This window comes from Wolbachia endosymbiont (group A) of Cydia splendana (genome assembly GCF_947179475.1).
Taxonomy (GTDB): domain Bacteria; phylum Pseudomonadota; class Alphaproteobacteria; order Rickettsiales; family Anaplasmataceae; genus Wolbachia; species Wolbachia pipientis.
Genome location: NZ_CAMXBP010000001.1, coordinates 732,960 through 746,997, shown reverse-complemented (window position 1 = coordinate 746,997; position 14,038 = coordinate 732,960). Strand labels below are relative to the sequence as shown.

The following is a 14,038-nucleotide window of genomic DNA, read 5'->3' as shown; positions in this document are numbered from 1 at the left end:
TCAGCGATAGTGTATAAAATTTCTCTCCAAATTTTTTATCATTAAATTATCCAAAGAGTGCAAGGGACAGCACTTTTGTTTCTATTTTATTGCAACAAAAAAGTTTAAAATGTGTCTTTTTTAGGTGAGGCATGCAAAAAGGAAAAGATCTTATCTTACAAATTAAAAATGCAATATACTCGAAAACTTTTCAGAAAATCCATTGTGTTGAGTTTTACACGAACAAGCTTTTTCGACAGTATTTTCTATGATTTTAAAGTTAGTTAAAAAAAGTTTGGGAATAGAATGTAAACTTATGGAGCCATTGACATGTACCCTCAAAGCAAGCTTTTTCTAAAGCAAGGTATAAGATTTGCCATACAGGCTTTCAAGAATTTAAGCATCCAAACAGCCTATCAGGATGAACCTGAGTTGGAGAGGCTATAGACTTATTGCAGCAGATGGTTCTGGTATGAGATTACCCAGCTCTGGAGAAATTGTATCCGAGTTTGAACCAAATGGAAACTGACCTTACCCAGAAAAAGTGGAGAGAAAGTTTGGAATGTTTTTCACAAAGAGAATGATGAATCAAAATGCTCAGGAATGCAATAGTTAATAGTGACGTTGTTTGTTATAAAAAATTTCTATGTATTCAAATATTGCAGTTCTAGTTTGTTGAGCAGAGTGTTGTGAAGTATCAATAAGTATTTCTCTTTTCAATGAGCTAAAGAAGCTTTCCACAACAGAATTGTCGTAACAACAACCTTTATGACTCATCTATGTTTTTTATGGATAAGAGATATTGATAACCTTGCGAAGTATATTGTGAACCTTGATCACTATGTAATAGTAGATTTTTGGCAGGTTTACGCTTGTTAACGGCCATTAATAAAGAGTCCATAACCAATTGTTTATTTATTGAACTGCTCATTAACTACCATGCGTGAATATAGATCGATTATTGTTGCCAAATATAGCCATCCTTCTTTGGTTTTTATATAAGTAATCCCATACTTTGTTTGGTTGATCGACAATAAAGTTTTGGTCTAATATATTGGGAGCTACTGTCCGTTTGTTGTTTCTTAATTTTAAATTTTCTTCTCAATATAGCCTGAATACCATTTTTCTGCATAATACTTTGCACTGTTTTTAAGTTGCAACTTTTACCCAAAGCCTTCAATTCAGCATGAATTTTAGAAGCTCCATATCTACATTTAGAAACTTGATATATTTTTTGAATAGCTGCGAGTAGCTCTTTATTTGCTGATTCTCTACTGCTTATTTTTCTTGTGGTCCACTTATAGTAGCCACTAGCAGAAAATCCTACATAATTCCTGTACTTTATAGCAGTTACTATATAAAAAAATATTTTACTCTTTTTGACTGGCCAGGGCTTTTTTTTAAATGTCTCTTTCCCTTGTTACTCTTGCTTTGTAAATCAAACCTCTCTTTGTCGTAAGGAGCCATGTTACCTCTACCTGGAAATGCATTTGCCGCTGACTTTTTTTCGTTATATTTCTTCATCCATTTTCCTAATACACTATCCCTTATTCCTAGATCTCTTGCTACTTTTGCAACTGGTTGACCTACCTTTCTTTGTTCATTTGCCAGCTTAACAGCTTCCAATTTGAATTCTGCCGTATATTCTCTTGCCATTTCTAATCCTCCAAAATTTTATTTTACCCGAAAAAACTCCTTTCTTTCTCTCCACTTTTTCTGGGTAAGGTCAGTATGGGAAAAGGTGAAAGATGTGCTAAAAAACCCAGAGATGATAAAAAAGGAATACCAACGTAGAGTATTAGAAAATAAAAATGATGAATCATCAGAGAAAAAGTTTGCAAGAAGAGAAAATCAAATAAAAGAAGGTATCGAAAAATTAATGGAAGATTATTATAGTCAAGAAAATGCAGGAGAGAAAGGATATATAAGCGAGGAAGAATTTAAACAGACAATGAGAAAAATGAAAGAACGCTTACAAGGGATAGAAGAAGAGAAAAAAAAGGTAGTTGATCAGAAGGCAGTAGAAAAAGGAATAAGTCTTATTATAAATAGCATAAAGAATTTTTATTCTAGTGTAAAATCGAACCTGGAACAGCTAGATTGGCAAACTAAGCGCGGCATTATTAAAGCATTAATAGGACAAATTAACATTGGTTGTGATCAGGTAGAAGTAGGATTTCAGATCGAAGAACCAGCACAGGATGGGGGAATTCTTAATTTGTATCATTGTACCACACATCGTAATAAGGGGGTTGGCAAAATGTGTCAAGCAAGTTTTTTCGTTTCTATAAATCTGGATTTCAGCGTTATGCGATGGAATGACAACGTGAGGTAAATTTTTCAACATCCCAAAATTACAGAATTCAGTCTGTTTAATTAAGCATACGCGTCAAGTTAAGAGATTGTGAGCAAATTTAGAGAGGTTAAAGTGGATACTCTAGCCCTTCTACGTTTGTCTTTTAATGAAAATCGCGACCAAGTTATAGTGAGTTTTTTAAGAAATGCTTTTAAACTATTAATTTTGGTTAATACTAAAAATAACTCTCTAACCCGCCTTTTTAGCTCAATAAATGCCTTTGTTAAGCTAAGTTCTGTATTCTTTTTCACTTCTGTGCAACCAACTATGCCGCGAAATATAAGAATTGCGCACAATTTAGCATATAGTTCACATAATACTCTGCATGGCTTTCCTTTTAGCTTATCAAGCCTGATATGGCTTTTATACAATTTAAATAATAACTCAATTTGCCACCTTACTCTGTAAATCGTTAATACTTGCTCAGCACTAATTTTATTTTCTGGAACATTAGTTATAAATATTGACCAGTTCAACAATTTTTGATTTCTTTTAGAGGATGTATATCCCTGCGATCTTGCTAATCTATTAGCTTTCCTTCTTCTGGCCATAGACTGTTCTTCAGTTAGTTTCTGACATATAATTCTTACTCTAATTTTTGCTTCTTTTCCTAACAATACCTCGTTTTCTAAAAATAACTTATCCTCTAAACATTCTAATAACTCCATTTTTTGATTTGTTTCTACATCATATATGTTGGTATCGGATTTATAACGACTTATGAAATAAGCTCCTATTTCATTGATTTGTTTAAAAGAACTTGGCACAAAATAACCGAGATCAGATATTAGCAAATTATTGCTTAATATATTACTTAAATGTTTCCTATATCCCTGGTCTGATCTTACCCCCTCCGTTAAATTAAGTTGGTCTATTATCTGATTCATGTAGTCGAAAACTAATTGTAACTTTATTCCAGACTTAGTATTGCTTTCATAGCCACTGTAGCTAGTACCATAACCTTTATACATCTCTTCCATACTGTTAGGTAGAGTAATATAGCTACTGTCCAATAATTTAACACTATTAAATTGCTGTAAGATTTTGCAATCAACTTGCAAGATATTTTTAAAGAGAATCACAGATTCATTATACATCCTTTTCATAAATTCCACTGCTTCTTCAGTAAATCTAAAATCCAAACCTTGTTTTGTTATATCTATCGAGTCCTCGTTTAGTAATTGACACATTGTTTCTACGCTACAATTATCAACTCCTATATTACCCAAGACCATGGCTTTTACGAATGATGAACCTTTTAGCTTTCTCTTTCTTTTTATAAACCTTGTTGTAATTGAGATTTTCTCTGCTTTTTCATTAAAAAATTCTTTGAGCTTTTTTGATAAGCAAGTTATTTTATTCATTGGTTCTCTCACTAAAAGTATATCTGGGAGAACTTATACCTTATTATTCTATCTCTTTCATACCTTTATTTCCTTAACTTGACGCGTATGGTTTAATTAAGTGTGAACTGTTACACGAAAATTTTGTAAACAGATTAATATACCCTGTTTTTGCTATTCATCTAAAAATGGAACCATAGAGTACGTTGAGGAGCGTAAGCAAATTTTAATGCAAAAATTACTATCAAAAAATAGATTATGCAAGAGGTCTAATTATTCTGCTGCAATTTTGCTCTATCACACTTGCCACATTTAATATTCCAGCTTCATCATAATAATTTCCAATCACTTGCAAGGCAAGTGGTAAACCCTCATTGGAGAGCCCAACAGGAACAGAAATAGCAGGCAATCCTGCCAGACTTGCCGGCACAGTAAACACATCATTGATGCACATAATTAGCGGATCTGGCTTTTCATTTAAGCCAAAAGCTTCTGTTGGAGCAGATGGCACAAGTATGTAATCTATTTTTTCAAACGCTTTTATAAAATCATTTCTGATTAATGCCCTGATACACTGTGCTTTTTCGTAATATTCATTGTAATGACCTGAGGAAAGCGCATAAGCGCCAATTAAAATTCTTCTTTTCACCTCTTTACCGAAACCTTCTGCTCTTGTTAGTGAATACATTTCTTCAAGGGTATCAGCATCAACCCTGAACCCATAACGCACACCGTCATAACGAGCAAGATTGGATGAAGTTTCAGCAGAACAAATTAAATAATAGACTGGTATTGCATATTTAGTATGTGGCAGAGTAACGTCAACAACTTCAGCGCCATTTTCTTTTAAATAGGAAGCAACTTTCTCCCAATTATGGACTATTTCCTCTGAAATTCCATCCATCCTATATTCTTTTGGTATACCAATACGCTTACCCTTGACATCACCATTTATAAAGCTAGAAAATTTAGGCACTGGCTTTTCGCTTGATATTGAATCTTTTGTATCATAGCCACAGATTGCTTCCAGCATTAATGCTGAATCAGAGACAGAACGAGTAATGACTCCTGCTTGATCTAGAGAACTCGCAAATGCAATCATACCAAAACGCGAGCATCTTCCATAAGTTGGCTTTATTCCAACCACTCCACAATAAGCTGCTGGTTGGCGCACAGATCCACCGGTGTCACTCCCTAGTGCTCCAGCGCATAAAAATCCAGCCACCGATGCTGCAGATCCACCAGATGATCCACCAGGAACAACTTTTTCCCCATCGCTTTTTCTAATCCACACATTTTCAACAGGGCCAAAATAGCTATTTGTGTTCGCAGAACCCATAGCAAATTCATCCATATTAAGCTTACCGAGCATGGCTGCTCCACTTTTTAAAAGCAAGTCAGACACCGTAGATTCGTAAGTCGGAACGAAATTTTCCAGCATTTTTGAGCATGCTGTTGTTTTTATTCCTTTTGTACAGAATAGATCTTTGATGCCAACTGGTACACCCATGAGCGGCGAGATTAAATCATCCTTTTGCCTAGAGAAATGTTCATCTGCAGCTTTAGCAGCTTTCATTGCTATCTCTGGGGTTTTTGTTATAAATGCATTTAATTTCTCATTTTCAACCGCACTGATGTGCGCCTCTACGAGTTCAACGGCAGAAAAACTCTTTTTTTTGAGCCCGTCATGCATTTGTGTAATACTTAACTTTCTTAGTTCATTCATCAATATTTAATTTTTAGCAAGACGTTAATTATAACATGGCACGATAAAAAATCCATACATTTATAGTTACAGCTAGAAATGTAGCTAAGGTAACTTAGATTCACCGACAATCGTCATCCCGCTACTTGTTAGCGGCTAAGAGATACCGCAGCGGTATGACGTAGAAGCTATACTTTTATACTCACCAACTCAGTATCCAATCCGGATTGTATCTTAAAAAGGTCAAAAGACTATAATAAGCAAAGGAGTGATACTGTGTCTGAGTGAAAATCGTTGAGATCCCAGTGTCTGCTGCTTGCATAGCATTTATTTACAAAAAAATAGTCATGCAAGAGACTTTGCTTGGATATTTGATATAATTTAGGTCTATTAAAGCAAAAAATACTAACATGAATGAAGTGATAACATTTGGTTGTCGTCTAAATTTTTACGAGAGCGAGTTAATCAAAGAAGCATTAAAAAAAGCAAAGAGAGAAAATGTTGTTGTGGTGCATAGCTGTGCAGTGACAAACGAAGCAGAACGTCAGGTAAAGCAAAAGATACGTAAGATTTACAAAAATGATCCAAATAAAGAAATTATCGTAGTTGGTTGTGCTGTTCAGTTGGATCCAGAAGTTTACAGTAGCATTCCTGGTGTAAGTAAAGTGCTCGGTAATCAAGATAAGCTAAAAGCTGAAAATTACTTACTAAATGACGATAAAATCTTGGTCAGTGATAACCAAGTAGAACCTGTTCTAATTAATGGATTTGAAGATAAGTCAAGGGCATTTATTGAAATTCAAAATGGTTGTAATCATAGCTGCACATTTTGTTCAATTACTGAGGCAAGAGGGAATAATCGATCTGTGCCAATAAACAGTATTATAGAGCAAATCAGGATCTTTGTAGAAAATGGATATCAAGAAGTAGTGTTTACAGGGGTTGATATTACTGACTTTGGTACAGATTTGTTGGGTAAGCCATCACTTGGTTCAATGATTAGGAGAGTTTTAAAGGATATACCAGAGTTGAAGAGGCTAAGACTTTCCTCTATCGATGTTGCTGAAGTTGACGACGAATTAATGGATTTAATAGCTAATGAGTCAAGACTTATGCCTCATTTACATTTGAGTCTACAATCTGGTAATAATTTAATACTAAAGAGAATGAAGCGTCGTCACAACAGAGAACAAGTGATAGAATTTTGTCATAAAATGAAGAGCTTGAGGCCTAATATAGCATTTGGCGCTGATATTATTGCTGGATTTCCAACAGAAACTGATGAAATGTTTCAGGATACAGTTGATTTACTGAAAAAAACAAATATAGTTTACCTACATGCTTTTCCATATTCAGAGCGGAAAAATACACCTGCTGCACGAATGCCACAAGTACCAGAGAATGTGCGTAAAGAACGAGTAAAAAATTTAAGAGAAGTAAATAAAGAAATTATGAGCAGTTTTTGTCAATCCTTGATCAACACTAAGCAAAGTGTTCTGGTTGAGCAAAATAATGTCGGTAGAGCAGAAAATTTTGCATTAATAAAGCTTGAATCAAAAGCTCAAGCCAAGAGTATTGTGAAAGTTAATGTTAAAGGAGTGGAAAATAATTATCTAATTGGAAATATTTTTTCTTAATTTTTGTACATTGAAGAAATATACGATATAGTAATTATACTGTAAATGATAATTGTGAATTCATTTATGATAACTAGAATATCTATTACTTTATTTTTGATTTTCATTTCATGTGTCTATTTTTTTATTACTTATATTAGTAATGATACACACATTGAGCAAGTACAACCCTTAAAATTAGAAACAGACAATAATAAAAGTGTGATACGTTCTGAGGAGGTTACTGCAAAAGAAATACCAATAAAATATCAAGAACTTGAAAGTAGTCCACCTTCTGTTTTCCAAGTAGCTGATCAGAAAAATATGTGGTCACGTATTGCAGATCAAGCTGAGCCTACAAAAGAAAAATCAAAAAAACTTGATTTTTATGTTAGCGCTAACGGTGGTAAGGTATACCGTGATAATTCAGAAATATTTGTAAAGGGTATACAAGAAATAGGAAAAAGAGTCCTAACTTTAGTTGAAAGTCATTATGGTTTTATAATAAAAAATATAGTGGCAGATGAAATTAAAAGTATACAGCAATTTGATGGTAAAATTGATTTCCAGTGGTTTAGCAGCATGTCTTTAGGTTACTATGCTGGAGAAAATGGTAAAATTGATTTTGAAGCCGCGTATTCTATAGCCAATATTGAAGATAGTAATTCTCCTCCGGTATTTGATAAATCAGCAAGTATATTTGCGTTTTTGTTAAACTTCTATTATAATCCCAGCGTTCAGGATACACAATTTGCTCCGTACATCGGTCTTGGTATAGGACCAACAGTTTTTAGATTAAAAAGGATTAATGGGTCACCCCAAAATTCAATGCCACTGAATGTTCCTTGGTTTGCTTATCAAATAAAACTTGGTGTTGATTATTCAATAATCCCAGAAATCAAAACCTTTCTCGGCTATCGTTACTTTAGCGTTCCGATACCTGTTGCAGATGACATATCTACTCACAATATTGAAGTTGGTTTGATATTTAATTTTTAGTGATAATTTAATATATATATAAATTCTTATCTTTTCTATCTAACAAACCAAATGTTGGTACGATTGTTCCTTTTAAAAAAATGACAGTTTCTACTGTTCTAATATTATTCGCTAGCCTTTTTGATTTCTGATGCAATAAGCTTTGCTTATCTTCTCTATGTTCTATAAGCCCGCCGATTACCATAATTTCACCGCTCTTAATTTTTAACATAGAGTTCATTTCTCTGATTTCAACAATTGGAATGTCGCTATTTAATTTCATTTTACTCTGCTGTGCGACGTACTCTATATCTGGATCTTTAGTGTAGCCGTTAATTCTTGATAAAGTTGGATGTATATCCATGAATATTTCACTAGTATCAATGTTAATGCTTGGGTGGATTATTAGCACAACACCTATTGGGACGCTATTCATCTTGGTAATTAAGGTCTGATTAGAGTTTCTAGTATCTTTTTGTATATCGGAGGTAAAATAAATATGGTTTTTAGTAAATGAAATCATCGCTTGCTGATTATTTATAGCATGTACTCTGGGGCTTGAAATTACAGTTGAAGTGCCAAATTTGTCTAAATTTTTTACTAAATCTCCTAGATCATTTGCACCAAAGTTCATTGCTAGGTTAATAATGGAGTTATCTTGATTTATTATAGACTTAGTTCCATCTTGTAAGTCATTTAAGTTCATACCAGAAAGGTATTTGTCATCTAGCACAACTTCAACTATTTTTGCCTCTATCATTACTTGAGAAGACGCTAACTTCTTAACCTTATTAATATATTCTTCAACAGCTTTGTGGATATCTTTTCTAGCATTCAAAATAATAACACCAGCTTCTCTGTTGGATGAAAGGAATTCGCCATCATCCACCCCGTTAACATCCATTATTGCATTCAAGCCTTTTTCTAATGAATTCCATAAGTCACTACTGTATTGAGACTTCATAACATTGTTATAGTCCCTATCAACGTTACTTCCATCATTGTTAGTAATATTGTTATTAATGACGAAACTGCTTTGAGCAGAATGTTGAATATTGATGAAGTCTACGTAATAATTTTGTGCGTATGGCAAGTCCTGCTCAATTCTAATTACACCATTACTTGTTGAGTAACGCAGTTTGGCGCTATTTGCTATACTCTGAATTACTTCGTTTATATCCTTATCTTTTAGCTTTAAAATAATATTACCTGATATTTTTGGGTCCATATCCAAGTTAACGTCAGAAAGTTTTCCTATCTCAATCAGCAAATCCTTTACTGATACTTCTTCACTAACATTAATAGAAATAAGCTGATTACTGATTGTGAGATCGGGAAACTCTATTGGTAAAGGCATAATTTCTGGTATTGCCGGTTCATTAATCTCCAAAGAGGTGTTATATTGTTGCAACGGATAATCGTGCTTATAATTGTCTATGTTAATAGGATATTGCTTGGTAGGTAGATGTGTGCAAGAAATAATGAAGAGGAGTATTAAGCATTTAAAAATAGCCATTAGAACAGCATACAAAATCTATACTAATAGATTTCTATAAAAATATTAAAAATGTATTTAATCTCATTTTCATCGAGCAGATAATTGTCGTGTATTAGCTTTGGCTATGTATTTTTTGTATACTCTTCTTGTACTTAAATGTAGACCAGCATAGCCCTAATTTTTTTATATATTTTACTTCTTTCTCTGTATTTAATAATAGGCTTGAAAATAAATGGTAAGCCTATAATTGTTAAGCTTAGAGCTAGGGTTGAAAGTATACAACAGGCTTTGTGTTTACTATGTAGTTCTTTCAGGTAAAGCATCAAAAATCTACAAAATTTTTTGTAATTTTCTTCGATGTTTTTTTTGCTATGAGCCTTGCTAATGAACATATCTATTGCGGTATGACCGTTATTGCACTTAATGTTAAGGTCTGCACCTTTTTCTGTTAACAACTGAGCTATATCAAAATAATCCTTTTGAACAGCAAGATGTAGAGGTGCAAAACCTTGTTGCTCACAAATGTTCATATTGGCTCTAACTTCCAATAACATTTTCACAATTTGTGTATGGCCTTTTTTAACTGCGAGTAGCAAGGGAGTTCTGTTACATTTAGTAACAGCATTAACGTTTACCTTAAGCTTCAATAAGAGCTTAACTGTTTTAGTGTTACCATTATGGCTAGCTTTATGCAGCCTAGCGTTACCATTAAAATCTTGATCGTTTGCTTCTATTCCCTTTGAAACAAGAAATGTTACCATTTTTCTATTATTATGCTCAATAGCGCAATCTAACGCATCAAAACCATGGTTGTTTTTTGTGCAAAAAAACTCTTTAAGTTTAATTTTATCGTTACTTGCTTGCTGTTTTTTTGCAATAAGTTTTACTATTTGCATTTTGTTGTTATACGCTGCTAGGAAAAGCGTAGTGTTATTTTCTGCATCTTTGGCTTCTATATTTGCACCTTTCTTTATCAGATATTCTATAATTTCTGCTCTGCTGTCATAATGTGCGGTGCATTGATAAATGGTTAAAAACAAAGGAGTACGAAAATTGTTATCTTCACATTCGAGATTTGCTCCGCTATCAATTAAAATTTGGACGCTTTTTTTAGAACCGTATAGTGAAGCTATATGAAGAGGAGTATAGCCCTCTTTGGCATCTTTTTCATTAATTTTTGCGCCTTTTGTTATCAAAAAATCTATTAATTCCGTGTCATCTTGTAGTGCAGCAAGGTGCAGTGGAGTGAATCCATTTTTATCCTTGGAATTAATTGTCAGTTGGTTAACAAAAAGTTTAGCAACTTTCTTGTGTCCATGCATAATGGCGTAATGCAGAGGGTTTCTATTTTCGTTGTCTACGACATTGAAATCAGCTTCGTGCTCTAGTAATGACTTTACTCCAACTAAATCGCCTTCTTTTGTGAACTTATGCAAGAGAGTGATTCCACTTGCATCTTTTGAGTTAATATCAAATCCATTTTCTACTAATTGGTTTATATCTTCCTCACGCGCCATATCACTTAAATCTCTAATTAAACTCTTTTCGCGTTAATAATACTCCTACTTGATTAAGTTTAAATGAATCTGTGAGAAATGGCTAGTGCATTCTTGCATAACAAACTTTTGGCAGCGCATTGGATGAAACGAAAAACTTACTTGACAAACTCCGCCAGCCCTCTTATCATGAAACTGAAGCTATTTATTTATCTTCGCAATCTCTGCAGTGGATTAATGACAAAAAACTTAATGTATTTGGCGTAAATCATGCTTAATTTTTTGCACTATGTGCACCTCATGTCTTTATAAAACTTTTAGGTTTCTACCTATACAAGCCGAAACGCGCTTATAAAGTGTTTAAGACAGTAAAAGACGTCAAATAGACAAGGGAGAATTTGAATACTAGCTACCCTAGGGTTTCTTTGCCTTTTTTTTTATTTGGTAAATTTCTTAACATTTATAGCTAAACGACAACTGTCATTCCTGTAAAGGTCAAGTATCCCGCTACTTGTTAGCGGGATCTAGAGATACCGTGACGGTATGACGTAGGATTGCTGTCATTCTGCTACTTGTTAGCGGCTGAGATACCGCGAATGAATCGCGGCATGACGGTTCGCGGTGGCATGACGATAAGCTCGTCATCCCGCTACTTGTTAGCGGCTGAGATACCGCGAATAAATCGCGGTATGACGGTTAGCGGTGGCGTGACGATAAGCTCGTCATTCCGCTACGTGTTAGCGGCTAAGAGATATCGCGGTGGTATAGCTATAAATTGTTGATATCTTTTTTATATCACATTTTTAACTTACAATAGTTAGCCAGCGTTCCTTACATTAACCAAATCTTTCAAATTCTGCACTCACCACTACCTATAACTCACTTTCACGCAATATTGATCGTTCTTAAAAAGCAATCTAACATTTTTTATTCCTTGATTGCGAAGCTTTGATGCAGCTGATTTAGCAGCCTGAGCACTTTTAAAAAATGCAACATATCCCTTACTTTCTGCACTGTCTTGTTTCGGATGACGTTTCTGCATTTCTTTTTCATATTGCTTTCTGTAATGAGGAGTATTTTGTATCAATTGTTCTGACATCTTTCTTAGGTATTGAACTTTTACTTTTGCAAGCCCAGATTTATGAAATCCTAAGACTTGAGCTGCTTTTTCTGATAAGTCTATTATTCTGCCTTCAATAAAAGGCCCTCTATCGTTAACCCTTGTAACAAGCTTTCTTCCATTTTCTAAATTAGTGACAAGAACAAAGCAGGGTAAGGGCAAAGTCTTATGCGCTGCAGAGATCAAGTGACGGTTAAACGCTTCACCATTTGCTGTAAGTGTGCCATGATCTTCTATTCCATACCACGATGCTATCCCTATCTCTTCATAGTGTTTACAGTTTTTTGGATAATAAGTTATACCATTTATTGTGTAGCTGCTGCCAATTTTATAATGACCTGCAGTGCAGTTAAACCTGTTGCTAAAACTGCAGCTACTTATCAAAACAAATATTAGACATAGAAAGGTTAGGTTTTTTATCATTGTATTCGGTAAGAGGGTTCGATACTATGAGGATTTTAAATTATACTATAATAAATTTAGTAATGAGTAAACATCTACTGCTAAATATTAACAAAACTCAAAAAGGAATAATACATATTATTGGTATAGGTGGAATTGGAATGAGTGCCATTGCTGAAATTCTTCACAATTCCAATTACAAAGTTCAAGGTAGTGATGCACAATCAAACGACAATATAAATAGGTTACAAAAGCTGGGTATAGAGGTTTATATTGGTCACAATGCTGATAATATAAGCCAAGCTCAAATAGTTGTACATTCTTCTGCGATAGAATCTGATAATGTGGAGTTAATTGCGGCAAAAAATAACAATAAAACCATTTTGCATAGATCAGACATACTTGCTGAACTTTTAAGAGATAAATATGTGATAGCGGTTTCAGGTTCGAGCGGAAAGACAACAACAACCGCTATGATTGCTTCCATTTTTGATCATTCTGGCATTGATGCGACTGTAACTGTAGGAGGGATATTAAATTCCTATAAGAGCAACTTCAAACTTGGAGGGAGTGACACTTTTCTGATCGAGTCTGATGAGTCTGATGGAACTATGCTAAAAATCCCTGCAAAGATTGCTGTCATAACAAGTATTAACAATGACCACATAGATTATTACGGCACATTTGATAATATCAAAAATGCATTTTCCCAATTCGTGAATAATGCAGGTTCTGCAGTTTTACCTGATTCTGTAGACATCGATTATGATGCGGGTAATTCTATAACGTTTGGGTTTGAGAATGGTAGCATAAGAGCCAGCAACATTAAACAGCATGCTAACAGCATAGAATTTGATGTGTTGAACAACTGGATTCCAGCATTACGTGCTGGAATGACAAAAGGAAAGTGTACAGAGATGTCATCCCAGTGCGTGACACTGGGATCCAGCCCTTTAAAAAACATAGTACTATCAAATGCAATTGGAATTCACAAAGTAAGCAACGCCCTAGCTGCAATATCAGTTGCGATAAAGCTCGGAATTAGCGATGCAGATATTAAAAAAGGCCTTTTGGAATTTCAAGGAGTAGCAAGAAGATTCTCTTTGATTGCCGATATTAAAGGTGTTAAGTTAATTGAGGATTATGCCCATCATCCAAATGAAATATATGCAACTTTAACGGCTGCACGTTCGATTACTAAAGGAAAAGTAATAGGAATTATCGAACCACTTCGTTTTGCCCGCATTCGTAATTTTTTTGATGAATTCATACGAATTTTCATGATGTTTGATTATGTCATCCTCACTCCTGTTCATCCCCCAGAAGACAAGCCTATTCCTGGTTGTGGGATTGATGATATACAAAAAGCTTTAATCAGTAATGGATTTAATAACACAAAAATTATGAATGATGCTTTGCTCATTTCACATTTTATTAGTGATTCGACAAGTCCAAGTGATATAGTATTATTTATTGGTGCTGGTAGTAATATAGCTAAATTGGCAAAGGAAACTGCAGCACTTATTGCGGAAGTTAAGGTTTAAT

Annotated in this window: 9 protein-coding genes and 2 pseudogenes; 5 read left to right on the top strand and 6 right to left on the bottom strand. The window is 34.2% G+C overall.

Annotated features, from left to right (window positions below):
* Window positions 1-131 precede the first annotated feature (131 nt).
* Window positions 132-502: pseudogene (locus tag OM961_RS03650) on the top strand (IS4-like element ISWosp8 family transposase); the annotation flags it as partial.
* A gap of 46 nt (window positions 503-548) precedes the next feature.
* Here the strand turns inward: OM961_RS03650 and OM961_RS07640 are convergent.
* Window positions 549-1,635: pseudogene (locus OM961_RS07640) on the bottom strand (IS3 family transposase).
* 94 nt (window positions 1,636-1,729) lie between these two features.
* Here OM961_RS07640 and OM961_RS03635 point away from each other — a divergent pair.
* Complete coding sequence (locus OM961_RS03635; protein ID WP_264339430.1) at window positions 1,730-2,314, top strand: hypothetical protein; 585 nt, start codon at window positions 1,730-1,732, stop codon at window positions 2,312-2,314.
* Window positions 2,315-2,373: 59 nt separating this feature from the next.
* Here OM961_RS03635 and OM961_RS03630 read toward each other — a convergent pair whose 3' ends face one another.
* Together OM961_RS03630 and gatA are read right to left on the bottom strand one after the other, a co-directional pair.
* On the bottom strand, window positions 2,374-3,699 hold the full coding sequence (locus OM961_RS03630) for an IS4 family transposase (RefSeq protein ID WP_264339429.1): 1,326 nt from the start codon (window positions 3,697-3,699) through the stop codon (window positions 2,374-2,376).
* Between the two features lie 235 nt (window positions 3,700-3,934).
* A complete protein-coding gene (gene gatA, locus OM961_RS03625; protein WP_264339428.1) occupies window positions 3,935-5,404 on the bottom strand; it encodes an Asp-tRNA(Asn)/Glu-tRNA(Gln) amidotransferase subunit GatA in 1,470 nt (489 codons plus the stop codon).
* A 389-nt stretch (window positions 5,405-5,793) separates the two neighbouring features.
* On the opposite strand from gatA, the gene mtaB reads away from it, so the two are divergent.
* Window positions 5,794-7,020 (top strand): tRNA (N(6)-L-threonylcarbamoyladenosine(37)-C(2))-methylthiotransferase MtaB, encoded by a 1,227-nt coding sequence (gene mtaB, locus OM961_RS03620; RefSeq protein ID WP_010082135.1) that lies wholly within the window; start codon window positions 5,794-5,796, stop codon window positions 7,018-7,020.
* A 66-nt stretch (window positions 7,021-7,086) separates the two neighbouring features.
* Window positions 7,087-7,998, top strand: a complete 912-nt coding sequence (locus OM961_RS03615) for a P44/Msp2 family outer membrane protein (protein WP_264339597.1) — start codon at window positions 7,087-7,089, stop codon at window positions 7,996-7,998.
* A gap of 7 nt (window positions 7,999-8,005) precedes the next feature.
* Here the strand turns inward: OM961_RS03615 and OM961_RS03610 are convergent, their stop codons facing one another.
* From OM961_RS03610 to OM961_RS03600, 3 genes are all read right to left on the bottom strand, one after another.
* The gene (locus OM961_RS03610; protein WP_264339427.1) at window positions 8,006-9,493 is read right to left on the bottom strand and encodes a type II secretion system protein GspD; all 1,488 of its coding nucleotides are present in this window, start codon (window positions 9,491-9,493) and stop codon (window positions 8,006-8,008) included.
* Window positions 9,494-9,627: 134 nt separating this feature from the next.
* Window positions 9,628-10,992 (bottom strand): ankyrin repeat domain-containing protein, encoded by a 1,365-nt coding sequence (locus OM961_RS03605; protein WP_065095203.1) that lies wholly within the window; start codon window positions 10,990-10,992, stop codon window positions 9,628-9,630.
* A gap of 847 nt (window positions 10,993-11,839) precedes the next feature.
* A complete protein-coding gene (locus OM961_RS03600) occupies window positions 11,840-12,514 on the bottom strand; it encodes a septal ring lytic transglycosylase RlpA family protein (protein WP_010082236.1) in 675 nt (224 codons plus the stop codon).
* Window positions 12,515-12,540: 26 nt separating this feature from the next.
* Between OM961_RS03600 and murC the strand changes: the two genes are divergently transcribed.
* Entirely contained in the window at window positions 12,541-14,037 is a 1,497-nt protein-coding gene (gene murC / locus OM961_RS03595) for a UDP-N-acetylmuramate--L-alanine ligase (RefSeq protein WP_264339426.1), read from the top strand.
* The last annotated feature ends 1 nt before the right edge of the window (window position 14,038 follow it).

Bases quoted from the DNA above. Each gene is read 5' to 3' on its own strand.
- OM961_RS03630 (WP_264339429.1), bottom strand. From the start codon at position 3,699: ATGAATAAAATAACTTGCTTATCAAAAAAGCTCAAAGAATTTTTTAAT.
- gatA (WP_264339428.1), bottom strand. From the start codon at position 5,404: ATGAATGAACTAAGAAAGTTAAGTATTACACAAATGCATGACGGGCTC.
- mtaB (WP_010082135.1), top strand. From the start codon at position 5,794: ATGAATGAAGTGATAACATTTGGTTGTCGTCTAAATTTTTACGAGAGC.
- OM961_RS03615 (WP_264339597.1), top strand. From the start codon at position 7,087: ATGATAACTAGAATATCTATTACTTTATTTTTGATTTTCATTTCATGT.
- OM961_RS03610 (WP_264339427.1), bottom strand. From the start codon at position 9,493: ATGGCTATTTTTAAATGCTTAATACTCCTCTTCATTATTTCTTGCACA.
- OM961_RS03605 (WP_065095203.1), bottom strand. From the start codon at position 10,992: ATGGCGCGTGAGGAAGATATAAACCAATTAGTAGAAAATGGATTTGAT.
- OM961_RS03600 (WP_010082236.1), bottom strand. From the start codon at position 12,514: ATGATAAAAAACCTAACCTTTCTATGTCTAATATTTGTTTTGATAAGT.
- murC (WP_264339426.1), top strand. From the start codon at position 12,541: ATGAGGATTTTAAATTATACTATAATAAATTTAGTAATGAGTAAACAT.